This window comes from Agromyces sp. CF514 (assembly GCF_900113185.1).
Classification (GTDB): Bacteria; Actinomycetota; Actinomycetes; order Actinomycetales; family Microbacteriaceae; genus Agromyces.
This window is the reverse complement of sequence record NZ_FOZD01000001.1, coordinates 2,739,558-2,763,045: the sequence shown is the minus strand read 5'-3', so window position 1 is coordinate 2,763,045 and position 23,488 is coordinate 2,739,558. Positions and strand designations below refer to the sequence as shown.

20 protein-coding genes are annotated in these 23,488 nt (G+C 70.4%); 16 read left to right on the top strand and 4 right to left on the bottom strand.

Annotated elements, in window-relative coordinates; all coding sequences use genetic code 11:
* Positions 1–5 precede the first annotated feature (5 nt).
* Entirely contained in the window at positions 6–497 is a 492-nt protein-coding gene (gene def / locus BM342_RS12365; protein ID WP_092966119.1) for a peptide deformylase, read from the top strand.
* 75 nt (positions 498–572) lie between these two features.
* On the opposite strand, the gene BM342_RS12360 is transcribed toward def, so the two are convergent.
* Positions 573–2,408 (bottom strand): AMP-dependent synthetase/ligase, encoded by a 1,836-nt coding sequence (locus tag BM342_RS12360; protein WP_092966117.1) that lies wholly within the window; start codon positions 2,406–2,408, stop codon positions 573–575.
* Positions 2,409–2,559: 151 nt separating this feature from the next.
* Here BM342_RS12360 and BM342_RS12355 point away from each other — a divergent pair, with 151 nt between their 5' ends.
* The 3 genes from BM342_RS12355 to BM342_RS12345 all read left to right on the top strand — a co-directional run bounded on the left by BM342_RS12355 (position 2,560) and on the right by BM342_RS12345 (position 5,705).
* Positions 2,560–3,513, top strand: a complete 954-nt coding sequence (locus BM342_RS12355) for an ROK family glucokinase (RefSeq protein WP_092966115.1) — start codon at positions 2,560–2,562, stop codon at positions 3,511–3,513.
* 50 nt (positions 3,514–3,563) lie between these two features.
* Positions 3,564–4,253, top strand: coding sequence for a lysophospholipid acyltransferase family protein (locus BM342_RS12350; protein ID WP_092966113.1), 690 nt, complete (start codon positions 3,564–3,566; stop codon positions 4,251–4,253).
* Positions 4,254–4,334: 81 nt separating this feature from the next.
* The gene (locus tag BM342_RS12345; protein WP_369823139.1) at positions 4,335–5,705 is read left to right on the top strand and encodes a class II 3-deoxy-7-phosphoheptulonate synthase; all 1,371 of its coding nucleotides are present in this window, start codon (positions 4,335–4,337) and stop codon (positions 5,703–5,705) included.
* A gap of 180 nt (positions 5,706–5,885) precedes the next feature.
* On the opposite strand, the gene pknB is transcribed toward BM342_RS12345, so the two are convergent.
* Positions 5,886–7,835: a Stk1 family PASTA domain-containing Ser/Thr kinase gene (gene pknB / locus BM342_RS12340; RefSeq protein WP_092966111.1), complete on the bottom strand. Its 1,950-nt coding sequence runs from the start codon at positions 7,833–7,835 to the stop codon at positions 5,886–5,888.
* 123 nt (positions 7,836–7,958) lie between these two features.
* Positions 7,959–9,122, bottom strand: coding sequence for a lytic transglycosylase (locus BM342_RS12335; RefSeq protein WP_092966109.1), 1,164 nt, complete (start codon positions 9,120–9,122; stop codon positions 7,959–7,961).
* A 172-nt stretch (positions 9,123–9,294) separates the two neighbouring features.
* On the opposite strand from BM342_RS12335, the gene BM342_RS12330 reads away from it, so the two are divergent.
* The gene (locus tag BM342_RS12330; protein ID WP_092966107.1) at positions 9,295–9,648 is read left to right on the top strand and encodes an Rv2175c family DNA-binding protein; all 354 of its coding nucleotides are present in this window, start codon (positions 9,295–9,297) and stop codon (positions 9,646–9,648) included.
* On the opposite strand, the gene BM342_RS12325 is transcribed toward BM342_RS12330, so the two are convergent.
* Entirely contained in the window at positions 9,649–10,761 is a 1,113-nt protein-coding gene (locus BM342_RS12325; RefSeq protein WP_092966105.1) for a polyprenyl synthetase family protein, read from the bottom strand.
* A 74-nt stretch (positions 10,762–10,835) separates the two neighbouring features.
* Between BM342_RS12325 and BM342_RS12320 the strand changes: the two genes are divergently transcribed.
* The 11 genes from BM342_RS12320 to murG all read left to right on the top strand — a co-directional run bounded on the left by BM342_RS12320 (position 10,836) and on the right by murG (position 23,445).
* Positions 10,836–11,225 (top strand): DUF3040 domain-containing protein, encoded by a 390-nt coding sequence (locus BM342_RS12320; RefSeq protein WP_092966103.1) that lies wholly within the window; start codon positions 10,836–10,838, stop codon positions 11,223–11,225.
* Positions 11,226–11,566: 341 nt separating this feature from the next.
* On the top strand, positions 11,567–11,998 hold the full coding sequence (gene mraZ / locus BM342_RS12315; RefSeq protein WP_092966101.1) for a division/cell wall cluster transcriptional repressor MraZ: 432 nt from the start codon (positions 11,567–11,569) through the stop codon (positions 11,996–11,998).
* Between the two features lie 103 nt (positions 11,999–12,101).
* Positions 12,102–13,055, top strand: coding sequence for a 16S rRNA (cytosine(1402)-N(4))-methyltransferase RsmH (gene rsmH / locus BM342_RS12310; RefSeq protein ID WP_092966099.1), 954 nt, complete (start codon positions 12,102–12,104; stop codon positions 13,053–13,055).
* Complete coding sequence (locus BM342_RS12305) at positions 13,052–13,642, top strand: cell division protein FtsL (RefSeq protein ID WP_092966097.1); 591 nt, start codon at positions 13,052–13,054, stop codon at positions 13,640–13,642. Before rsmH ends, BM342_RS12305 begins: the two co-directional genes overlap by 4 nt.
* A gap of 88 nt (positions 13,643–13,730) precedes the next feature.
* On the top strand, positions 13,731–15,539 hold the full coding sequence (locus tag BM342_RS12300; RefSeq protein ID WP_255368719.1) for a peptidoglycan D,D-transpeptidase FtsI family protein: 1,809 nt from the start codon (positions 13,731–13,733) through the stop codon (positions 15,537–15,539).
* Between the two features lie 13 nt (positions 15,540–15,552).
* On the top strand, positions 15,553–17,097 hold the full coding sequence (locus BM342_RS12295; protein ID WP_092966095.1) for a Mur ligase family protein: 1,545 nt from the start codon (positions 15,553–15,555) through the stop codon (positions 17,095–17,097).
* Positions 17,094–18,506, top strand: a complete 1,413-nt coding sequence (gene murF / locus BM342_RS12290; RefSeq protein WP_092966093.1) for a UDP-N-acetylmuramoyl-tripeptide--D-alanyl-D-alanine ligase — start codon at positions 17,094–17,096, stop codon at positions 18,504–18,506. The genes BM342_RS12295 and murF overlap by 4 nt, the downstream gene beginning before the upstream one ends.
* Positions 18,503–19,600 (top strand): phospho-N-acetylmuramoyl-pentapeptide-transferase, encoded by a 1,098-nt coding sequence (gene mraY, locus BM342_RS12285; protein ID WP_092966856.1) that lies wholly within the window; start codon positions 18,503–18,505, stop codon positions 19,598–19,600. Before murF ends, mraY begins: the two co-directional genes overlap by 4 nt.
* Entirely contained in the window at positions 19,597–21,144 is a 1,548-nt protein-coding gene (gene murD, locus BM342_RS12280; RefSeq protein WP_092966091.1) for a UDP-N-acetylmuramoyl-L-alanine--D-glutamate ligase, read from the top strand. The genes mraY and murD overlap by 4 nt, the downstream gene beginning before the upstream one ends.
* Positions 21,095–22,348, top strand: coding sequence for a putative lipid II flippase FtsW (ftsW, locus tag BM342_RS12275; RefSeq protein ID WP_092966089.1), 1,254 nt, complete (start codon positions 21,095–21,097; stop codon positions 22,346–22,348). Before murD ends, ftsW begins: the two co-directional genes overlap by 50 nt.
* Complete coding sequence (murG, locus tag BM342_RS12270) at positions 22,345–23,445, top strand: undecaprenyldiphospho-muramoylpentapeptide beta-N-acetylglucosaminyltransferase (RefSeq protein ID WP_092966087.1); 1,101 nt, start codon at positions 22,345–22,347, stop codon at positions 23,443–23,445. Before ftsW ends, murG begins: the two co-directional genes overlap by 4 nt.
* Positions 23,446–23,488 lie beyond the last annotated feature (43 nt).

The following is a 23,488-nucleotide window of genomic DNA, read 5'->3' as shown; positions in this document are numbered from 1 at the left end:
CGGCATTGCCGGAACGACCCATTCGCCTGTTCGGCGACCCCGTATTGAAGACCGTGTCAGCACCCGTCGAACAGGTCGATGAGCGCGTGCGTTCGCTCGTGACCGACCTGCTCGACAGCGTCCGGGTGCCCGGGCGCGCGGGCGTCGCCGCGTCGCAGATCGGCGTCAACCTGCGGGCCTTCAGCTACAACGTCGACGGCGAGGTCGGCTACATCATCAATCCCGTCGTCGTCGAGACATCCGGCGACCTCGAGCTCATCGACGAGGGCTGCCTCTCGGTGCCGGGCCTCTGGCAGAAGACGCCGCGCTACCCGTTCGCGCGGGTTCGCGGCATCGACCTCGACGGCAACGAGATCGAGCTCTCGGGCGAGGGGCTCATGGCGCAGGCGCTCCAGCACGAGTGCGATCACCTCGACGGGCTGCTCTACCTCGACCGCCTCGAGAAGGACGAGCGCCGTGCCGCGATGCGCGCGGTGCGCGAGTCCGACTGGTTCTGATCGCCGGGCACGGCGCAACGGGCAAGGGCCTCGCGGATGTCTCCGCGAGGCCCTTGCCCGTTCGTCGCCCGATCGTCAGCGGATGATCGAGTGCCCCTCGGTGGCGGGGGCGCCGGAGTACATGCCTTCGATCTGGCTCGCGAAGTCCTGGAGGATCACGTTGCGCTTGATGCTGAGCTTCGGCGTGAGGTGACCGCTCGCCTCGGTGAGCTCGCCCGGGAGGATCGCGAACTTGCGAATCGACTCGGCGCGGGACACATGGTCGTTCGCGACGTCGATCGCACGCTGCACCTCTGCGAGGACGGCCGGGTTCAGCGCGGCCTCCTCGACCGACATGGCGGCGTCTTCGCCGTTGTTGTTCAGCCACACGGGCAGCATCTCGGGGTCGAGCGTGATGAGGGCCGAGATGAACGGCTTCTGGTCTCCGACGACGACGACCTGGCCGATGAGCGGGTTCGCGCGGATGGGGTCCTCGAGCATCGCGGGGGAGACGTTCTTGCCGCCGGCGGTGACGATGATCTCCTTCTTGCGGCCCGTGATGGTGAGGAAGCCCTCGTCGTCGAACGAACCGAGGTCGCCCGTCTTGAACCACTCGCCGTCGAACGCCTCGGCGGTCGCCTCGGGATTGTTCCAGTACTCCTTGAAGACGTCGATGCCCTTGACCTGGATCTCGCCGTCGTCGGCGAGGCGGACCGAGACGCCCGGCAGCGCGGGGCCGACGGTGCCGATCTTCGACCGGGTCGTGAGGTTGACCGTCGCCGGAGCGGTGGTCTCGGTGAGGCCGTAGCCCTCGAGGATCGTGATGCCGAGCGCGTGGTAGAAGTGGCCGAGACGCGGGCCGAGCGGGGCGGAGCCCGAGACGGCGTACTTGACGTTGCCGCCCATGGCCTCGCGGAGCTTCGAGAACACGAGCGCATCGAAGAGCCTGAACTTGAGCTTCAGGCCGAGGGGGATGGCGGTGCCGGCTTCCTTCGCCGTCGAGTACGCGACGGCGGTCTCGGCCGCGGCGCGGAAGATCTTGCCCTTGCCGCCGGCCTCGGCCTTCTGCTCGGAGACGTTGTAGACCTTCTCGAACACCCGGGGCACCGCGAGGAGGAAGGTCGGCTTGAAGCTCGCGAGCGACGGCAGGAGCTGCTTCGTGTCGGCCTGGTGCCCGACGCGCACGCCGGCGTGCACGCTCAGCACCGCGATGAAGCGCGCGAAGACGTGCGCGGTCGTGATGAAGAGCAGCGTCGAGGCGCCGTTCGGGTCGGCCACGACGTCGGAGAGCGCCACACCCGCGTTGCGGGAGAGCTCGACGAAGTTCGAGTGCGTCAGCACGCAGCCCTTGGGCTTGCCCGTGGATCCGGACGTGTAGATGAGCGTTGCGATGTCGGAGCCGACCGCGAGGTTGCGGCGGCGCTCGATCTCCTCGTCGGGCACGTCGACGCCGGCGGCGGCGAGCTTGTCGAGGTCGCCGAGGTCGATCTGCCAGGTGTTGCGGATCGCGGGCAGGTCGGGGTGCACCTCGTCGAAGCGGGTGAAGTGGTCGGGCGTCTCGAGGATCGCCGCGATGGCGCCGGAGTCGCTGAGGCTCCAGCGCACCTGCGCGGGCGAGTTCGTCTCGTAGACGGGCACCAGGATGCCGCCGGCGAACCACATCGCGAAGTCGATGAGGGTCCACTCGTAGCGCACCTTGCTCATGAGGCCGACCTTGTCGCCCGGCTGGATGCCGGCGGCGACGAAGCCCTTGGCGAGGGCGATGACCTGGTCGTAGAACTCCCGCGTGGTCACGGGCGACCAGCCGCCGTCGGCGGTCGGCAGGGAGAACAGCACGGAGTCGGGGGTCGCCGCGACGCGCTGGACCAGGAGGTCGGTTGCGTTCGCTTCGGGATCGGCGGGAACCACGACGGGGGTATCGAACTGAATCACGGTAGCTCCTTCGGCACCGGGGTCGAGCGGGGGGCGTCCGAGCGCGGGTAGGGACACGTCCGGGTCCACTACACTCTAGTGGTTGCCCTCGGATCTCAGCGGCCGTGCGGCCAGCACCCCTCCCCGAAGCCCAACGGAAAGGCGCTCCAGCGTGCACGCGATCGGCATCGACATCGGCGGAACCAAGATCGCGGGAGCGGTGGTCGACGAGGCCGGCGGCATCGTCCGCAGCGAACGGGTGCCGACACCCGCAGGCGACGCGCAGCTCCTCGAAGACGCGGTCGTCGAGATGATCCGCACGCTCGCCGACGGCGCGACCGAGGAGGTCGTGGTCGGCGTCGCCGCCGCCGGGTTCATCGACGCCGCGCAGTCGACGGTCTACTACGCGCCGAACATCGACTGGCGCAACGAGCCGTTCCGGGCGAAGCTCGAGGCCAGGGTCGGCGCGACGGTCGTCGTCGACAACGACGCGAACGCGGCCGGGTGGGCCGAGTTCCGCTTCGGAGCGGGCCGCATGGTGAGCGACATGGTCATGCTGACGATCGGCACCGGCGTCGGCGGGGCGATCGTGGCGGGCGACCACCTGTTCCGCGGCGGATTCGGCGCTGGCGCAGAGCTCGGCCACCTGCGCGTGGTCCCGGGCGGCCTGCCCTGCGGGTGCGGGCAGCGCGGGTGCATCGAGATGTACGGCTCCGGCCGCGCACTGCTCCGCATGGCCAACGAGATCGCGGATGCCGGTGGCATCGGCCTGCAGCTGGCGCGCGCCCGCGAGGCGAACGGCGCGCTCGACGGCCGCATCGTCGGCGAGATGATCCAGGCCGAGGATCCCGGAGCGATCGCGGCGCTGCGACAGCTCGGACACTGGCTCGGAGAGGCCGCGGCGTCGATCTCCGCAGTGCTCGACCCGCAGCGCTTCGTGTTCGGCGGCGGCGTCGCTGCGGCGGGCGAGCTGCTGCTCGGCCCGATCCGCGAGGCCTTCCTCGAGCACCTCCCGGCGCGCGGCTACCACCCCGAGCCCGATTTCGTGATCGCGGAGCTCGTCAACGACGCCGGCGTCGTCGGCGCCGCCGACCTCGCGCGCGTCTGGGCGGCCGAGCACGCCTGAACCCCAGCGGCGGTAGGGTTGAGCGGTCGAGCGGAAGGAGACACGGCGCGGTGTTCTACTGGATCATGAAGCACATCGTGGTCGGACCGATCCTCCTCGCGATCTTCCGGCCATGGGTCGTCGGGCTCGAGCACGTTCCGAAGGACGGCCCCGTGGTGCTCGCCAGCAACCACCTGTCGTTCATCGACTCGATCTTCCTGCCGCTCATCGTCGACCGTCCGGTCGTGTTCCTCGCGAAGAGCGAGTACTTCACCGGCAAGGGACTCAAGGGCTGGGCGACGAAGATGTTCTTCCAGGCCGCCGGCCAGCTGCCGATCGACCGTTCGGGCGGCAAGGCCTCCGAGGCGTCGCTCGAGACCGGACTCCGCGTGCTCGGCGGCGGGGGCATCCTCGGCATCTACCCCGAGGGCACCCGCAGCCCCGACGCCCGGCTGTACCGCGGTCGCACGGGCGTCGCCCGCATGGTGCTCGAGGCGGGTGTGCCGGTCATCCCGGTGGCCATGATCGACACCGAGAAGGTCATGCCCATCGGCACGCGCCTGCCGAAGGTGCGCCGCATCGGCATCATCATCGGACCGCCGATCGACTTCACGCGCTTCGAGGGGCTCGAAGGCGACCGCTTCGTATTGCGGTCCGTGACCGACGAGCTCGTGCACTCGCTCCGTGCGTTGAGCGGGCAGCAGTACGTCGACGTGTACGCCAGCTCGGTGCGCGAGCAGCGGGCCGCGCAATCGGGGTAGGCTCGATCTGCGGTGGCGCGCTCGCGTCGCCGATCGTCATTTCACGGCGCAACAGCGCCCCGAACCCCTCAGGACATACCCGTGGTACAGCTCGTCGAGCCCGTCGTCAATGCAGATCCCTCCGTGATCGACGGCCTCGACTATTGGCGCACACTGCCGATCAAGCAGCAGCCGCAGTGGCCAGACGCCGTCGCGGCCGCTGCGGCATCCGCCGAGCTCGCCTCGCTGCCGCCGCTGGTGTTCGCTGGCGAGGTCGACAACCTGCGCGACCGCCTGGCCGCGGCCTCGCGCGGCGAGGCGTTCCTGCTGCAGGGCGGAGACTGCGCCGAGACCTTCGCGGGCGCCACGGCCGACCAGATCCGCAACCGCGTGAAGACCGTGCTGCAGATGGCCGTCGTGCTCACGTACGGCGCGTCGATGCCGGTCGTCAAGATGGGCCGCATGGCAGGGCAGTTCGCCAAGCCCCGATCGAGCGACACCGAGACCCGTGGCGACGTCACGCTGCCCGCCTACCGCGGCGACATCGTGAACGGCTACGACTTCACGCCCGAGTCGCGCAACGCCGACCCGGCCCGGCTCGTGCGCGGCTACCACATGGCCGCGTCGACCCTGAACCTCATCCGCGCGTTCACGCAGGGCGGCTTCGCCGACCTGCGGCAGGTGCACTCCTGGAACCAGGGATTCGCCGCGAACCCGGCGAACGCCCGGTACGAGACCATGGCGCGCGACATCGATCGTGCCGTGCGATTCATGGACGCGTGCGGCGCGGACTTCGAGGCGCTCAAGCACACCGAGTTCTACACCGGCCACGAGGGCCTGCTCATGGACTACGAGCGCCCGATGACGCGTATCGACTCGCGTACGGGCACGCCGTACGACACGTCGGCGCACTTCATCTGGATCGGCGAGCGCACGCGCGAACTCGACGGCGCGCACGTCGACTTCCTGTCGCGGGTGCGCAACCCGATCGGCGTGAAGCTCGGCCCGACGACGTCGCCCGAGACGATGCTCGAGCTCATCGACAAGCTCGACCCGAACCGCGAGCCCGGCCGCCTCACCTTCATCACCCGCATGGGCGCCTCGAAGATCCGCGACGGCCTGCCGCCGCTGCTCGAGGCCGTCAAGGCGAGCGATGCCACGCCGCTCTGGGTCACCGACCCGATGCACGGCAACGGCATCACCACGCCGAACGGCTACAAGACGCGTCGTTTCGACGACGTCGTCGACGAGGTCAAGGGCTTCTTCGAGGCGCACCGCGCTGCAGGCACGTACCCCGGCGGCATCCACGTCGAGCTCACCGGAGACGACGTCACCGAGTGCCTCGGCGGCTCCGAGCACATCGACGAGGCGACCCTCGCCACGCGCTACGAGTCGCTCTGCGACCCTCGCCTGAACCACATGCAGTCGCTCGAGCTCGCGTTCCTGGTGGCCGAGGAGCTGTCGGCTCGCTGATCGGGCTCGCGAAGGGCGCGGTGCATCCTCGGATGCCCGCGCCCTTCGTCGTCGGTCGGCCGGACGCGAGAGCGCGCAGCGGCCCCCTTGCCCGAGACCCTCGCCCCGAGCCGCGGACAGCCTGGAGCCGCGTGCCGGACCAGGGATGCGTCTCTCCGGACCGGCTGCCGGCAGCCGGGCTCAGAAGCCCGAGAAGTTGACCGTGACGGTCGAACCGCGGCGCGGGGGGTCGTCGGTCGCCGCGGGACTCGTCTTGGAGACGACGAACGCCGCGGGGGCGACGTCGGCGATGATGTTGTAGTCGAGCTCGAAGCCGGCGTCGCGCAGCAGGGGCCCGGCCTCCGCCCAGTTCAGGCCGACGACGTCGGGCACGGCGACGACATCGGGACCCTTCGACACCGTGAGCACGACCTTCGAACCGGGGACCATGGGGTCCTCGGTCCAGTCGGCGGTCTTCACGTGGTCCTTCGGCACGGCGTCGTCGAACACGGCTTCGGCGTACTCGACCGTGAGGCCGGCCGCGGTGAGCTCGGCCTCGGCGTCGGTCGCGAGGTCGCCCTCGACCGGCGGCACGGGGCCGACTGAGACCACGAGGCTGAGCTTGCCCCGCTCGGGGTACTCGCCGGGCACGGGTTCGCCCTCGGAGGTGAGCACCGCGATGACCGAACCGCTCGGCACGTCGCCCGAGAACTGCTCGATCGACTTCTCCGCGACCGCGAACCGGGCGAGCTGGGTACGGGCGTCGGCCTCGGCGGCGCCGACCACGTCGGGGACGGCGATGATCGCGGGCCCCGTCGAGACGTACATCGTGACCTTCGACCCGCGTTGCGCCTGCTCGCCGGGCGCTGGATCGCTGCCCGAGACCTTGCCTGCGGCGACCTCGGGGTCGGCACGTTCGGCCTGCTCGACCGTGAATCCGGCGTCGACGAGCGCCGCCTCGGCGTCGGCGGGCGCGGTGTCGACGATCTCGGGCACGGTCGCGTAGGAACCGGGACCGGCGCCGAAGTACCACCCGGCGCCGCCGGCGACTCCGGCGAGCAGCAGCACGAGTGCGAGCAGCCAGTAGCCGCGTCGACGTCGTCGGGACGCGGCGGCGGTGAGGGCTGCCGCGTCGGGGCCGTCGCCGTCGGCGTCGGACGGCGGGAACTCGGGCGGCGCGAGCGGGCTCGGTGGCGCGATCGCGCCGGAGAGCACGGTGGTCGCGGCCGTCGGGCTGCCCATCGCGGATGCCCCGAACCCTGCACCGATGAGCACGGTCGTCGCCTGCGTCACGTGGGCTTGGCCGCCCCGGACTGCCGGCTCGATCTGCCGGAGCCGGTCGAGCATGTCCTTGGCATCGCGAGGGCGTGCCTCCGGATCGCGCGACGTCGACCAGAGCACGAGCTCGTCGAGCTCGACGGGCACCGAGGGATTCTTGGCGCTCGGCATGGGCACCTGGTCGTTGGCGTGCTGGTAGGCGATCTGCATGGGCGCCTCGCCCACGTAGGGCTGCTCTCCGGTGAGCATCTCGTAGACCATGATGCCGACGGCGTAGATGTCGCTCCGGGCATCGGCGATGCCGCGGGTGACGAGCTCGGGGGAGAGGTAGGCGATGGTGCCGAGCAGGGCCTGGCCCGTTGCGGTGTTCGCGCTCGCGGCCCGCGCCAGCCCGAAGTCGCCGAGCTTGATGCGGCCGTCGTCGGCGAGCAGCACGTTCTCGGGCTTGAGGTCGCGGTGCACGATGCCGGCCTTGTGCGCGGCGGCCAGCCCGGCGAGCACGGCGTCGAGGATGTCGACGGTCTGCTCGGGGGTCAGCTTCTTGTAGTCCTTCAGGAGGTCGCGGAGCGTGATGCCGGGCAGGTACTCCATGACCAGGTAGGCCATGTCGGAGTCCTGGCCCTGGTCGAACACATTGACGACGTTGGGGTGAGCCAGTCGTGCGGCAGAACGCGCCTCTTGCACGAAGCGCGTCTTGAACGTGTTGTCGTCGGCGAGGTGGCCGTGCATGATCTTGATCGCGACGCGCCGTTCGAGCCGGAGGTCGGTCGCGAGGTACACCGTGGCCATGCCTCCGCGCGCGATGCGCGAGCGCACCTGATACCGGCCGTCGATGAGACGTCCGATCATGGGGTCGGCGGGCGCAGTGGTCACCAGACGAGTGTACGAACTCGTTCATGCCTCTTGCTGACTACACACCGTGCGCCCGGCGATCGAAACCGCTTCGTGATGCGACCCGAGGGGTCAGCGGGAGGCGGTCGGGCCGGGGCGACGGCCTCAGCCGAGTTCCGCGAGCCAGGCGCGCGCCGCCCGCTCCCACTTCGCGTACTTCTCGGGATGGGCCGACTTCTGCACGGCCTGAGCCGCGGCGGCCACGGGCATGGCGTCCCATGCCTCGACGTCGAGCAGGCCGGGGGCGCGGCCGACGTTCGGGCCGTCGGGTCCGCCGTAGAAGGATCGCGCGGCGTGGGCGGGGTCGGAGACCTCCTCGACCGTTCCCCAGCCCTGGCTCGGCCGTTGCTGGAACAGTCCGAGCGAATCGAGGTCGCCGGAGTCCACGTCGCTCAGGCCGCTCTCCTGTGCGGCTGCGACGAGGGCCACCACGATGCCGGCGTCGGGCACGCCGAGCGACCTGCCGACATCGATCACGACCTGCGCGTTCGTGCGCATCTCGTCGGTGAGCGTGGCGGGCCGATCCGCCTCGGGCTGCACCTGCGCGACGGGTTCGGCCGCGACGGGTTCCGCGGGCGCCGGCGCTGGAGCAGGAGCAGGAGCAGGAGCAGGAGCAGGACCCGGCGCGGGAGCAGGAGCCGCAGCCTGCGCCGCGGCATCCGTCGTCCCGATCGCGTTCGGCAGCACGATCTGCTCGCCCGGGAAGATGAGGCTCGACGCGCTCAGCCCGTTCGCGCTCAGCACCTGGGCCGTGTCGAGACCGTATCGCGCCGCGATGCCGCTGATCGTGTCGCCGGAGGCGACCGTGTGGCGACGGATGTCGGGTTGGGCGGTTGGTTTCGGGGCCACGGGCGTCGACGCCCCGGGCAGCGCAAGTCGTTGCCCGGGGAAGATGAGGCTCGACCATCCGAGCCCGTTCGCGGCCAGCACCTCGGCGGTCGCGAGCCCGTAGCGTTCGGCGATGCCGCTCACCGTGTCGCCCTCGGCCACGACGACCTCGGCCGGGGGAGCGGATGCCGCGGCCACCGCCGTGCGGCGCACGTCGGCGCCGGTCGCACGGTCCTTTGCCAGGCGCTTCGGGGTCTGCGGGGCGGCCTCCGCCGGCTGCACGATGCCGAGCGACACCGCGATGGTGCCGACGATCGCGATCGGCAAAGTGGTCAGTCGACGGATGCCGCGCGGTCGCCGTGCGCGGGCGAGCTCCCGCCTGGTGGCGGGCGCGCCGGTGCCGCCCGGTTCCCCCTCGACCGCTGCGTCGCGGTTCGTCATGTCGCCCCCTCGTCCGACCCCCATCGGCTTGGCGACACCGTTCCACAGCAGGGTGGACGTGTCAACGACATGCGCGCGTGTCCGTCGGAGCCGTCCGCGGAACCGGCAGCGCGGCGTGCGTGCATCGATCGGCGGGTACCGCGTCGATGGGCGCTCTGGCTAGGCTGGAGCGGTGACCGATGCGACTTCGACCGATCCGACCGCGACCGAGTGGCTGACCGTGCCCGACCTCGTCGAGCTCTTCGATTCGACCCCCAGCCGGGTGCGTCGGCTCATCGACGACCGGCACCTGCTCGCCGCCCGCATCGACGGCGTGCTCAAGGTCCCCGCCGTGTTCATCAAGGACGGCCACCCGCTGCCCGAGCTCCACGGCACGATCATGGTGCTCGGCGACGGCGGGTTCAGCGACGCCGAGGCGCTCGACTGGCTGCTGAACGAAGACGACAGCTTGGGCGTCTCGCCCATCGCGGCGCTGCTCGCCGGACGCAAGGCCGAAGTGCGGCGCGTCGCCCAGGCGCTCGCCTGATCAGCTGCTGCGGCGGCTGACGGTCGTCGCGAGCGAGGCGAGCTCGGTGCGAGCCGCGGCGCTCAGCGGCGCGTCCTCGAGCGCGGACCGGGCCTGACCGACCTCGGCGGCGATCATGGACTCGATCTCGTCGACCGCGCCGGTCTCGGTGATGGTGCGCTGCAGCATCCGGATCTGGGCCTCGCTGAGCTCGGGGTCGCCGAGCAGTTCGTCGAGCAGGTTGCGCGGGCCGTGCGCGAGCCGCTCGCGCGCGATCGCGACGAGCATGGTGCGCTTGCCCTCGCGCAGGTCGTCTCCGCTCGGCTTGCCGGTGACCGCGGGGTCGCCGAACACGCCGAGGAGGTCGTCGCGCAGCTGGTAGGCCATGCCCAGCGGCAGCCCGAACGCGCGCAGCGCGTCGATCTGCGCCGCCGTGCCGCCGCCGATGAGCCCGCCGAGCGCGAGGGGCGACTCGACCGAGTACTTCGCGGCCTTGTAGGTGATGACGCGTTCGGCGGTCGCGCGCTGCTCGTCGTCGCGACGCGTGTGCCAGGACTGCTCGGCGAGGATGTCGAGGTACTGGCCGGCGGTCACCTCGGTGCGCATACGCACGAACTCCGCGCGAGCGGCCCGTGCGGCGACGCGATCGGGGAGCGCGTCGAGGCCCTCGTCGAGCAGCTCGTCGCTCCACCCGAGCAGCAGGTCCCCGAGGAGGATCGCCGACGCGCGTCCGAACTCGTCGCTGCTGCGGAGCCAGCCTGCCTCGGCGTGCAGCGCCTCGAACAGTCGGTGCGCGGCCGGGGCTCCGCGGCGGGTGTCGGAGTTGTCGATGATGTCGTCGTGCACGAGGGCCGCCGCGTGGAACACCTCGAGCGCCGAGGCGGCCGAGACGACCGGGAACGCGTCGCGTTCCGCCTCGCCTCCGAACGGGTCGAATCCCTGCCCGACCACGGCCGCCCAGCCCCAGTAGCAGAACAGTGCCCGGAAGCGCTTGCCCCCGCTGAGAAAGCGCCTTGAGAACTGGTCGAGCGGCGCCAGCTCGGTCGTGATCGAGCGGAGAATGGTGCTGCGCTCGTCGACGAACCCATCGATGCGCGCTTGAACCAGATCGACGAGTCGAGAACCTTGAGCCACCCGCCTAGCCTACCGAGGCCGCGCGGCGCTAGAATGGCCACGGATGCGTCGGTCCCGAGCCTGAGGGGAAAGAGATGCCGCTTTCAGAGCAGGAGCAACGTCTTCTCGAGGAGATGGAGCGGAACCTCTACCGCAACGATGCGGACTTCGTACATGCGGTCGGGGGAGGCCGTGGGCGACGCCCGAACTACCGAGCGATCGTGCTCGGTGTCCTGCTCGCCGTGGTCGGCGCCGGTGCGTTGATCGCAGGGGTGGCGCTGCAGATGCTCATCGTCGGCATCATCGGTTTCGCGATGATGTTCGCCGGCGTGCTCGTGGCCATCACGCCCGGCAAGCGCGGGGCAGCCGCTCCGGCGCCCGAGGAGGGCGCATCGAAGTCCGGCAAGCCCCAGGGCGGCCAGTCCGCCGGGTTCATGGACCGCCTCAACGAACGATGGGACCGCCGCCAGGAGCGCGGCGACTAGTCCTCCACGTTCCTCCACCGTCGACGGGTCGATCTTCGGATCGGCCCGTTTTTCGTGCGCCCTCCGGCGAGATCGTGCTGATCGGCGGTCCTCCCGGTCGTCGGCGGCGCTGACGACGCGCGGCTGAAGGCGGCATCCGGCGCGTTCAGGGCGCGCGGACGACGTGATTCCTCCTCGACGCGCGCATATCCCTCCACCCTCCTCCACGCCCGGAATCCCCGTCCTTCCGGGGGTTCGAGGCACCGATTTCTCATCGATCGTCGGCCTGTCGTTGTCTGGGGGATGGGAGTGGAGTAAAGTGGGGCTACCTGGATCCTGGTCGGAGGAAAGGGGGTGGTGCGGTGTTCCTCGGGACCTACGAGCCGAAGCTCGACGAGAAGGGCCGCGTCATTCTTCCGGCCAAATTCCGGGACGAACTCTCGACCGGTCTCGTGCTCACGCGCGGGCAGGAGCGCTGCATCTACGTGTTCAGCGCGAGGGAGTTCGAGCAGATGAACGAGAAGATCCGCCAAGCCCCCGTGACGAGCAAGCAGGCGCGCGACTACATGCGCGTCTTCCTGTCGGGCGCCTCAGCGGAGACCCCCGACAAGCAGCACCGGGTCACCGTCCCAGCAGCGCTTCGCAGCTATGCGGGCCTCGGCCGAGACCTCGCGGTCATCGGTGCGGGCAGCAGGGTCGAGATCTGGGATGCCACGGCGTGGCAGACGTACCTCGCCGAACAGGAGGCGGCCTTCGCAGAGACGGCGGAGGAGGTGATTCCCGGGCTCTTCTAGCCCGACGGGTTGCGACTCCCAGCCGTACGCGCCTGCTGCACTTCCCCGCAACAGGACGAACGGATGGGCATCGGAATCCGTCGGACACGATCCCGGAGGCATCATGGACATCGAACGCATCCACACACCCGTCATGCTCGAGCGCACGCTCGAGCTCCTCTCGCCGGCGCTCGGACGCGACGGCGCGGTCGTCGTCGACGCGACGCTCGGCATGGGCGGCCACACGGCTGCGATGCTCGAGCGCTTCCCGTCGCTCACGGTGATCGGCCTCGACCGCGACACCGACGCACTGGCGATCGCGCGCGAACGCCTGGCCCGCTTCGGCGACCGCGCACGATTCGTGCACACGGTCTACGACGGCATCCTCGACGCGATCGCCTCCGAGGGATTCGACGAGGTCGACGGCGTGCTCTTCGACCTCGGCGTCTCGTCGCTGCAGCTCGACCGCGCCGAGCGCGGGTTCGCGTACTCGAAGGACGCGCCGCTCGACATGCGCATGGACGGCACGACCGGACGCACGGCGGCCGACATCATCGCCACCTACAGCGAGACCGAGCTCCGCCACATCTTCCAGGACTTCGGCGAGGAGAAGCTCGCCGGGCGATACGCGAAGGCGATCGTGAAGGCCCGCGAGACCGAGCCGATCCTCCGATCCGCCGAGCTCGTGTCGATCATCCACGACGCGACCCCGGTGGCCGTGCAGCGGCAGGGGCACCCTGCCAAGCGCGTCTTCCAGGCGCTGCGCATCGAGGTCAACGAGGAGCTGTCGGTGCTGCAGCGGGCGATGCCCGCCGCACTCGACGCGTTGAGCGTCGGGGGCCGGATCGTCGTGCTCGCGTACCAGTCGCTCGAGGACCGCATCGTCAAGCGCGTGCTGCAGGCCGCCTCGACCTCGTCGGCACCCGCCGACCTGCCGATGGAGCTGCCCGAGCACCGTCCGCAGTTCAAGCTGCTGGTGCGTGGCGCCGAACTCGCGAGCGAGGCCGAACAGGCCGAGAACCCCCGGGCCAAGCCCGTGCGCCTGCGCGCGGCCGAGCGAGTGAGGAGTGCGACGTGAGCGCCCTTCCCGCGCAGAGTGCACCGAGTCCGATCCGGCGGCGCGCCTGGATCCCCGAGGTCCTGCGCCCCGCTCCCGATCGCGCAGCCAGGTCGAAGCCGCGACTCGCCTACGCGGTCATCGCGGTGGGAGGTGTGGCGGTCATCGCGCTCGCGCAGCTCATGCTGTCGATCGCCGTCACCCAGGGCGCCTACGAGATCGACGGATACCAGCTCAGCCAGGCGAAGCTCTCCCGGCAGCAGCAGACGCTCGCAGAGGACCTCGACCGCGTGCAGTCCCCGCAGTACCTCGCCGGCAACGCCGAGGCGCTCGGCATGGTGCCGAACGCGAACCCGGTGTTCCTGCGACTCAGCGACGGTGCCGTGCTCGGCCAGCCGACGGCCGCGGGCGGCGGGGTCGCGGCATCCGCAGCCCTGGTTCCCAATTCGCTGATCAGCGGCGTGCCGCTCGTGACCGAGCAGCCGGCGGGGGAGACTGCACCCGTGGGCGGTCAGGGGGCTGGACTCGGCGGGGCCGTGGCCGTCGACCCGGTCGAACCCGCGACGCCCCCGATCACCGACTCGCTCCCGACGCCGACGACACACTGACGATCAGCAGACGACCGACGACGCCCCGAAGCCCCCGACGAACCGACGTACCGACCGTGTTGAACCGAACCACCGGAGGGGGATCCAGGTGAACCGCATCAGTCGTCACCCGATGCGGAGGATCCTCGCAGCGGGCTTCGTGCTCGTCGTGCTCGTCGGGCTCTTCGTGGTTCGCCTCGTCGACATCCAGGTCCTGCGGGCGTCGGCGCTCAACGAGCAGGCCGACGAGGTGCGCTCGACCGCGCCCATCACCGTGTACGGCGCCCGCGGCGACATCCTCGACCGCAACGGCGCCGTGCTCGCCGACAGCGTCATGCGCTACGACGTGGCCCTGTCGCCCAAGAACGCGAAGAAGGGCGATGTCGTACGCGAGGAGCCCGATCCCGCCGACCCGACGAAGACCGTTCGCGTCGAGGTGCCGCTCGAGCAGATCGCGGCCGAGCTGGGCGCGGTCGTCGGGCTCACCGCGGACCAGGTGCTCGGCATCATCGCGTCGGCGCTGGCCGAGGACCCCGACTCCGACTTCGCGTACGTGGCGAAGCTCGTCGACGTCGACACCTACGAGAAGGTCGATGCGCTCGGCATCCCCTGGGTGGTGCAGTCCCGGCATCCGAGCCGCAGCTACCCGAACGGCGCGGTCGCCGGAAACCTGCTGGGCTTCGTCGGCGAAGACGGCGGCGCCCAGGCCGGACTCGAGCTGGGCCAGGACGCCTGCCTCGCAGGCGAGGACGGCGAGGTCACGTTCATCCCGAGCCTGCAGGACTGGGTCGAGATCCCCGGAACCGAGGTCGTGCACAAGCAGGCGAAGGACGGCGGCACGCTGAAGCTCACCATCGACGCCGACCTGCAATGGGAGGTGCAGCGCATCGCCCAGGCCCAGCGGCTCGCGGTGGGCGCGCAGTGGGCGACCGTGACGGTCATGGAGGCGAAGACCGGCAAGCTGCTCGCCGTCGCGGACGTGCCGACCGTCGATCCCAACGACCCGTCGGCGACCGACGCCGCCGACCGCGGCTCGCGCACGTTCACCGCGCCGTTCGAGCCGGGCTCGACGTTCAAGGCCATCACCGCGGCATCCCTCATCGACGCCGGAAAGGCGAACCCGCTGAGCCAGGTGATCGCCCCCTACTCGTACGACGCACCGAACGGCGCGAACTTCCGCGACAGCTTCTACCACGACGACACGCCGTACACGCTGACGGGTGCGCTCATCGACTCGTCGAACACCGCCACGGCGAAGTTCGGCGAGCAGATGGACGACCAGGCGCGGTTCGAGTACATGCAGAAGTTCGGCTTCGGTCGCGTCAGCGAGGTCGGGTTCCCCGCCGAGGAGTCGGGCGACCTGAACGGCGGTCCCGACGAATGGGACAACCAGACGAAGTACACGACGATGTTCGGCCAGGGGCTCACGACGACCGCCGTGCAGATCGCGAGCGCCTACCAGACCATCGCGAACGACGGCGTGCGCATGCCCGTGCAGCTCGTCGAGAGCTGCACCGATGCCGACGGCACGGTCACCAAGCCGTCGGCCAAGGGCACGCGCGTGATCAGCGAGCAGGCGGCGAACGAGACGAGCCAGATGCTCGAGAACGTCTACACCAAGGGCTGGCTCGCCGACGAGTGGAACATCCCGGGCTACCGGGTCGCCGCGAAGACCGGAACCGCCCAGGTCGCCGACGGCAACGGCGGGTACCTCACGGGGTATCTCGTGTCGGTGTCGGGGTTCGCGCCGGCCGACGATCCCGAGTTCGTCGTTTCGGTGAGCATCATGGATCCCGTTAAGATGAATTCGTCCGCCGCATCGGCTCCCGTCTTCCAACAGGTCATGAGCCAGGTGCTGAAGAAGTATCGGACCATTCCATCCGGCGCTGCGGCGCCTGACCTGCCAGCAAACTGGTGAGAAAGTTGGGTTCGTGACCGGATCGCCTCCCACGGCCCTCCGGCCGCAGCACCCCGCGCCGCGATCGCTCCGCGGCCTCGCCGACTCGTTCGGCCTCGAGGTGCGCGGCGAGCTGGGCGAACTCGAGGTCACCGGCGTCGTGCTCTCGTCGAACACGGTGCGCCCGGGCGACCTCTACGTCGGCGTGCCCGGGCGCAACGCGCACGGGGCGCAGTACGCCGCCGCAGCTCGCGACGCGGGCGCCGTGGCCGTGCTGACGGATGCCGCGGGCGCCGAGCTGGCCGCGGAGTCCGGCCTGCCGGTGCTCGTCGCCGATGACGCCCGCGCCGCGCTCGGCGACGTCGCGGCCTGGATCCACCGCACCGACGAGAACCCGGCGACCCTCTTCGCGGTCACGGGCACGAACGGCAAGACCAGCGTGGTCTACCTGCTCTACGGCATCCTGCGACAGCTCGGCGTCGTCGCCGGACTCACGTCGACCGCCGAGCGCCGCATCGGCGACGAGGCGGTCACGAGTTCGCTGACGACGCCCGAGGCGAGCGAACTGCACGCACTGCTCGCACGGATGCGCGAGGTCGAAGTCCGTGCCGTCGGTGTCGAGGTCTCGGCGCAGGCGCTGTCGCGGCACCGCGTCGACGGACTCGTGTTCGACGTCGCCGGGTTCACGAACCTCACGCACGACCACCTCGACGACTACGCGTCGATGGACGTCTACTACGAGGCGAAGCGCGACCTGTTCCAGCCCGAGCGCGCCAGGCGCGGCGTGGTCACCGTCGACTCCGCATGGGGCCGCCGGCTGGTCGAAGACGCGCGCGTGCCGGTGACCACGCTGACGACGAAGCCCGACATCGAGGCCGACTGGCGCATCACCGTGCTCGACGAGCAGCCGGCGTTCACGGCGTTCCGCCTCGACGGGCCCGACGGGCGAAGCCTCGAGACCCGCGTGCCGCTGCTCGGCTGGTACATGGCCGCGAACGCGGCGCTCGCGATCGTCATGCTCGTCGAGGCAGGCTACGACCTCGACCGCATCGCGGCGGCGCTCGGCACCGAGGGCATCGACGCGTACATCCCCGGCCGCGCGGAGCGCATCTCGGGCGACCAGGGCCCGATCGTCTACATCGACTACGGCCACAGCCCCGACGCGTTCCTGCAGACGCTCGACGCGATCCGCCGCACCACCACGGGGCGCGTCATCATGGTGTTCGGCGCCGACGGAGACCGGGACACCACGAAGCGCGCCGACATGGGCGCCATCGCCGCCCGCGGCGCCGATGCCGTCGTGATCACCGACTTCCACCCGAGATGGGAGGACCCGGCGGCGATCCGCGCGGCGCTCATCGAGGGTGCGCGAGCCGCGGTACCCGACCGCGAGCTCCACGAGATCGCCGATCCGCGCGCCGCGTTCCGCGCCGCGCTCGCCCTCGCGGGCGACGGCGATGCGATCCTCTACGCCGGCCCGGGCCACGAGGACTACCACGAAGTGAAAGGCGTCAAGATCCCCTACTCAGCACGAGACGATGCGCGCGCGGCCCTGCGCGAAGCCGGTTGGCCTGCATGATCTCCCTCAGCCTGCACGAGATCGCCACGGCGATCGACGGGTCCCTTCGACTTCGTTCGACGGATGCCACGGCGGACACGATCGTCGACGGCGCCGTGACCACGGATTCGCGGGAGATCGCCTCCGGCGACGTCTTCTTCGCCAAGCGAGGCGAGTTCGACGACGGACACCGCTTCGCTCCGGCCGCCGCTGAGCAGGGTGCGGCCCTGCTGGTCGTCGAGCAGGAGCTCGACCTCGAGGTCCCGCAGATCGTCGTCGACGATTCGGTCGTCGCGCTCGGCGCCCTCGCGACCGAGGTGGTCGCACGCGTCCGCGCGGCGGGGGACCTGAAGATCGTCGGAGTCACGGGTTCGAACGGCAAGACCACGACGAAGAACCTGCTGCGCGCCGTGCTCGAACGCGTCGGCCCCACGGTCGCCGCGCGCGCCTCGTACAACAACGAGGTCGGCGGACCGATCACGATGCTCGCCCTCGAGGCCGACACGAAGTACCTCGTGGCCGAGATGGGCGCGTCCGGCGTCGGCGAGATCGCCCGACTCGTGCGCATGGCCCGGCCCGACATCGGCATCGTGCTGAAGGTCGGACTCGCCCATGCGGGCGAGTTCGGCGGCATCGAGCAGACGGTCCGGGCGAAGTCCGAGATGGTCACGGACCTGCTGCCGACGGATGTCGCGGTGCTGAACCTCGACGACCCTCGCGTGGCCCCGATGGCCCGGCTCACCTCGGCTCGCGTCGTGACCTTCGGCCTCGGCTCCGGTGCCGACGTGCGCGCGACCGACGTCCAGGTGCACGCGCGCGGCACCGAATTCACCGTGCACGTGCCGGGCGGCGAATCCGCATCGGTGCGCTTCGGCGTGCTCGGCGAGCACCACGTCATGAACGCGCTCGCGGCCGTCGCGGCATCCGTCGAGCTGGGCGTGCCGCTCGCAGACATCGTCGCGGCGCTCGAGCAGGTCACCCTCGCGGAGCGATGGCGCATGCAGGTCATGGGCGGCCGAGACGGCATCACCGTGATCAACGACGCCTACAACGCCAGCCCCGACTCGATGAGCGCGGCGATCAAGACCCTCGCCCAGGTGAAGGCGCCCGGCACGCAGACGATCGCCGTGCTCGGCGAGATGAGCGAGCTGGGGGAGTTCTCTGGCGAGGAGCACGACCGCATCGGATTGCTGGCCGTGCGGCTCGGCGTCTCGCAGCTCGTCGTCGTCGGCCCCGGTGCGCGTCGGCTGCACATCACGGCGATCAACGAGGGATCGTGGGACGGCGAGTCGGCCTACGTCGAGACGGCCGACGAGGCGTACGACCTCGTCGTCGCGTCCGCCCGGCCCGGTGACACCGTGCTGGTGAAATCGTCGAACTCGGCGGGTCTGCGCCACCTCGGCGACCGACTGGGAGAATGGTTCTCGTGAGAGCACTTCTGAGCGCCGGCGCCTTGTCGCTCGCCTTCACGCTGTTCCTGACCCCGCTGTTCATCCGGCTCTTCGTGAAGTTGGGCTGGGGCCAATTCATCCGCGACGACGGCCCGCAGAGCCATCACGTCAAGCGCGGCACGCCCACCATGGGCGGCATCGTCTTCATCCTGGGCACGCTGTTCGGCTACTTCGTCGCGACCCTGCTGCTCAGCAACGAGAAGCCCACGGCTACCGGACTCCTCGTGCTGTTCATGATGGTCGGGCTCGGGTTCGTCGGCTTCCTCGACGACTTCCTGAAGACGCGCAAGAAGCAGAGCCTCGGGCTCGGCGGCTGGGCGAAGGTCGCCGGGCAGACCGCGGTCGCGGCCGCGTTCGCCCTGCTCGCGATCAACTTCCCGAACGCCGAGGGCGTGACGCCCGCGAGCACGAGCATCTCGTTCATCCGCGACCTGCCCCTCGACTTCATGGTCTTCGGGACGGTCCTCGGCACGATCATCTACGTCATCTGGATCTGCCTGATCACCGCTGCCGCCTCGAACGGCGTCAACGTGACCGACGGTCTCGACGGCCTCGCCGGGGGCGCATCCGTGCTCGCGATCGGGTCCTTCATCATCATCGGGTTCTGGCAGTTCAACCAGTCCGCGTTCGGACCGAACCTGAATCCGAGCGACGCGTACCGCGCCTACGACGTGCGCGACCCGCTCGACATCGCGATCGTCGCGTCGGCGATCGTCGGAGGCCTCATCGGGTTCCTGTGGTGGAACACGAACCCGGCGAAGATCTACATGGGCGACACGGGCTCGCTCGCCCTCGGCGGTGCACTCGCGGCGCTCGCGATCGTGAGCCAGACCGAACTGCTCCTCGTGCTCATCGGCGGCATCTTCGTCATCGAGACCGGCTCGGTGATCGTGCAACGCGCGTACTTCAAGCTCACCGGCGGCAAACGCATCTTCCTGATGAGTCCGATCCATCATCACTTCGAGTTGAAGGGCTGGGCGGAGGTCACGATCGTCGTGCGCTTCTGGCTCATCGCGGGCATGTTCGTCGCCGCGGGCGTCGGCGCCTTCTACTTCGAGTGGCTGCAACGATGACCGGAGCGGATGCCGGTGGCGGCCGCCTCGACTCCCTGACGAGCTGGCACGCCGACTGGAGCGGCCTGCGCGTGCTCGTGCTCGGCGCCGGCGTCACCGGCTTCGCGGTCGCCGACACGCTCGCGGAGCTCGGCGCCGAGGTGCTGCTCGCTGCGACGAACGTCGACGACGAGCGCGGCCGGATCCTCGACGTCATCGGCGTCCGGGTGCTGCGGCATCCGCTGGACTCGGTGCCCGACGACATCGTCGGCTTCGCGCCCGAACTCGTCGTCGCCTCGCCGGGGTTCCACCCCGACAACGCCGTGCTCGAGTGGGCCGCGTCGTCGGCCGTGCCCGTCTGGGGCGACATCGAGCTCGCCTGGCGCGTGCGCGACAAGGTGAACGCGGCCGACTGGATCCTCGTCACCGGCACGAACGGCAAGACGACGACGACGCAGCTCGCCGCGACCCTGCTCGCGGCGAACGGGCTGCGTGCTGCGCCATGCGGCAACATCGGCGTTCCGGTGCTCGACGCCGTGCGCGATCCCGGCGGGTTCGACGTGCTCGTCGTCGAGCTCTCGAGCTACCAGCTGCATGCGCTGCCGATCGAGGGGCCGGGCGCGCTGCATCCGCTCGCGAGCGTGTGCCTGAACGTGGCCGACGACCACCTCGACTGGCACGGCTCGGCCGACGCCTATCGTGCCGCCAAGGCGAAGGTCTACGCCAATACGCGCATCGCCTGCGTGTTCAATCGCGCCGACGAGGCGACGCGTCGCATGGTCGAGGACGCCGAGGTCGAGGAGGGAGCCCGCGCGATCGGCTTCGGACTCGACGTGCCGGGTCCGAGCGACTTCGGCCTGGTCGAGGGCATCCTGTGCGACCGGGCGTTCCTCGACGAACGGCACTCCACGGCGCTCGAGATCATCACGGTCGACGAGCTCGAGCCGCGCGGGCTCGCCGCGCCGCACATCGTCGCGAACATCCTCGCCGCCTCGGCCCTCGTGCGAGCCGCGGGCGTGCCGGTCGGCGTCATCCACGACGCGCTCGGCGAGTTCACGCTCGACGCGCATCGCATCCAGACGGTGGCCCTGTCGGGCGGCATCCGCTGGGTCGACGACTCGAAGGCGACCAACCCGCACGCGGCGGAGGCGTCGCTGCGGGCGTTCCCACGCGTCGTGTGGATCGTCGGCGGCCTGCTGAAGGGCGTCGACGTCGACGGGCTCGTCGCCGCGCACGCCGGGCGCCTCAGGGCCGCAGTCGTGATCGGCGTCGATCGGCAGGCGCTCGTCGCCGCGTTCGCCCGACACGCGAGCGACGTGCCGCTGTTCGAGGTCGATGCCGATGACACTGGAACGGTCATGGCACTGGCCGTCGGATTCGCCGAGTCGATCGCCGAAGACGGGGACACGGTGCTGCTGGCACCGGCCGCCGCGTCGATGGACCAGTTCGCCGACTACGCCGATCGGGGCCGGCGGTTCCAGCAGGCGGTACGAGCACGATTGGATGGTGAGGCGGATGCCGACTCCGCCCCGCACGGCCCGCACGAACCCGATACCCGAGGCTGATCGCGGCGGCGTCGCGGCCCGCATCCGCCTCGGCCGGGTACTCAGGGTCGAGTCCAAGGACTACCTGCTGCTGCTCAGCACGGTCGTCTTCCTCGTGCTCTTCGGCCTGGTCATGGTGCTCTCGTCGTCCACGGTGGAGTCGCGCCTCGAGGACGGCGGCTTCTTCGTGCAGGCGACCAGGCAGGGGATGTTCGCCCTGATCGGACTGCCCGTCATGCTCATCGCGAGCCGCATGCCCGAACGATTCTGGATGCGGATGGCCTGGCCGTTGCTCATCGGGGCCTGCGTCCTTCAGGTGCTCGTCGTCGCGACGCCCCTCGGCGTCGAGGTCGGCGGCAACACGAACTGGCTCGACCTCGCCGGCGTGCAGTTCCAGCCGTCCGAGATCATCAAGGTCGCGCTCGTCATCTGGCTCGGCCTCATCGTCACCAAGAAGCAGGCGTACCTGGGCGACTTCGGTAAGGGCGTCCTGCCGATCCTGCTCGTCGGCGGCGGCGCGATCGGCCTCGTGCTGCTCGGCGGCGACCTCGGAACCGTCATGATCATGGGTGCGATGCTGCTCGGAACGCTGTTCCTCATCGGCGTGCGGTTCCGCCTGCTCCTGCCGCCCGTGCTGATCAGCGCCGCGGTGTTCGTGATCGTGGCCGTCTCGAGCGACAACCGCATGCGCCGCATCACCGCGTTCCTCCAGGAGAACTGCGAGCAGGGATCCGGCGACGACTGCTGGCAGATCCAGCACGGACGCTTCGCGCTCGCGAACGGCGGGATCTTCGGCGTCGGCCTCGGCAACTCGACGGCGAAGTGGTCGTGGCTGCCGGCAGCGGACAACGACTTCATCTTCGCGATCATCGGCGAGGAACTGGGCCTGATCGGGGCCATTGTCGTGATCGCGCTGTTCGTGCTGCTCGCGGTCGCGTTCGCGCGCGTGCTGCGCTCGGCGCAGACGCCGTTCGCGAAGACCGTCACGGCCGCCGTCATGGTGTGGGTCATCGGCCAGGCATGTGTCAACATCGGTGTCGTGCTTGGTGTCTTCCCCGTCCTCGGCGTTCCGCTCCCGCTCGTCTCAGCGGGCGGAACGGCGCTCGTCACGACCCTCTTCGCGATCGGCGTCGTGCTCTCGGTCGCCCGCGATCCCGCCGCGACCGCGCGCGCGGCCGCACGGTTCGCAGCCCGGTCCGCCGCTCGCGCCGGGCGCACGCGATGACCGTCTACCTGCTGGCCGGCGGAGGCACCGCCGGCCACGTGAACCCGCTGCTCGCCGTCGCCGATCGGCTGCGCGAGCGCGACCCGGGTGCCGAGGTGCTCGTGCTCGGCACGGCCGAGGGTCTCGAGGCGCGGCTCGTGCCGGCTCGCGGCTACGAGCTCCTGACGATCGCGAAGGTGCCGTTCCCGCGTCGTCCGAACGGGGCGGCGGTCCGGTTCCCGAAGCGCTTCCGCGACTCGGTCGCAGAGGTGCGCGAGATCATCACGCAACGGGGCGTCGACGTCGTCGTCGGATTCGGCGGCTACGTGTCGACGCCGGCCTACCTCGCGGCGCGACGTCTGGGCGTGCCCGTCGCGATCCACGAGGCCAACGCGAAGCCGGGCCTCGCGAACCGGCTCGGTTCCCGGTGGGCCGAGACCGTCGGCGTCGTGTTCAGCGGCACCCCGCTGCGGCACGCCGAGGTCGTCGGCATGCCGCTGCGCCGCGAGATCGAGCAGCTCGACCGCGCCGCGCTGCGGGGCACCGCTGCGGAGTTCTTCGGCCTCGATCCCGACCGGCCCGTGCTGCTCGCCACCGGCGGATCCCTCGGCGCACGGCGCATCAATCGCACGATGACGGCCTCGGCCGAGGCGGTCACGGCTGCGGGCTGGCAGGTGCTGCACATCACGGGTGCGAACTCCGACGTGAGCGATCCCGGCATCGCCGACTACCGCATGCTCGAATACGCCGATCGCATGGACCTCGCGCTCTCGGTCGCCGACGCGGCCGTGTCCCGAGCTGGCGCGGCGACGGTGAGCGAGCTCGCGGCGCTCGGCATCCCGTCGGTGCTCGTTCCCTACCCCGTGGGCAACGGCGAGCAGCGGTTCAACGCGGCCGACGTGGTCGCCGCGGGCGGGGCCGTCCTCGTCGACGATGCGGACTTCACGCCAGAATGGGTCGCCGAGACCGTGCTGCCGCTGCTCGCCGACGAGGGGCGCGTGGCCGGTATGGCGGCAGCGGCGGCATCCGTCGGCCACCGCGACGGCACCGATCGCATGATCGACCTCATCGACGCCGCGTCGGGTGCGAATGCCGGCGGCACCGCCGCAGACGCGTAACGTGGAGGTGTCGGATGCCGCGGCATCCGACGCTTAAGAACCT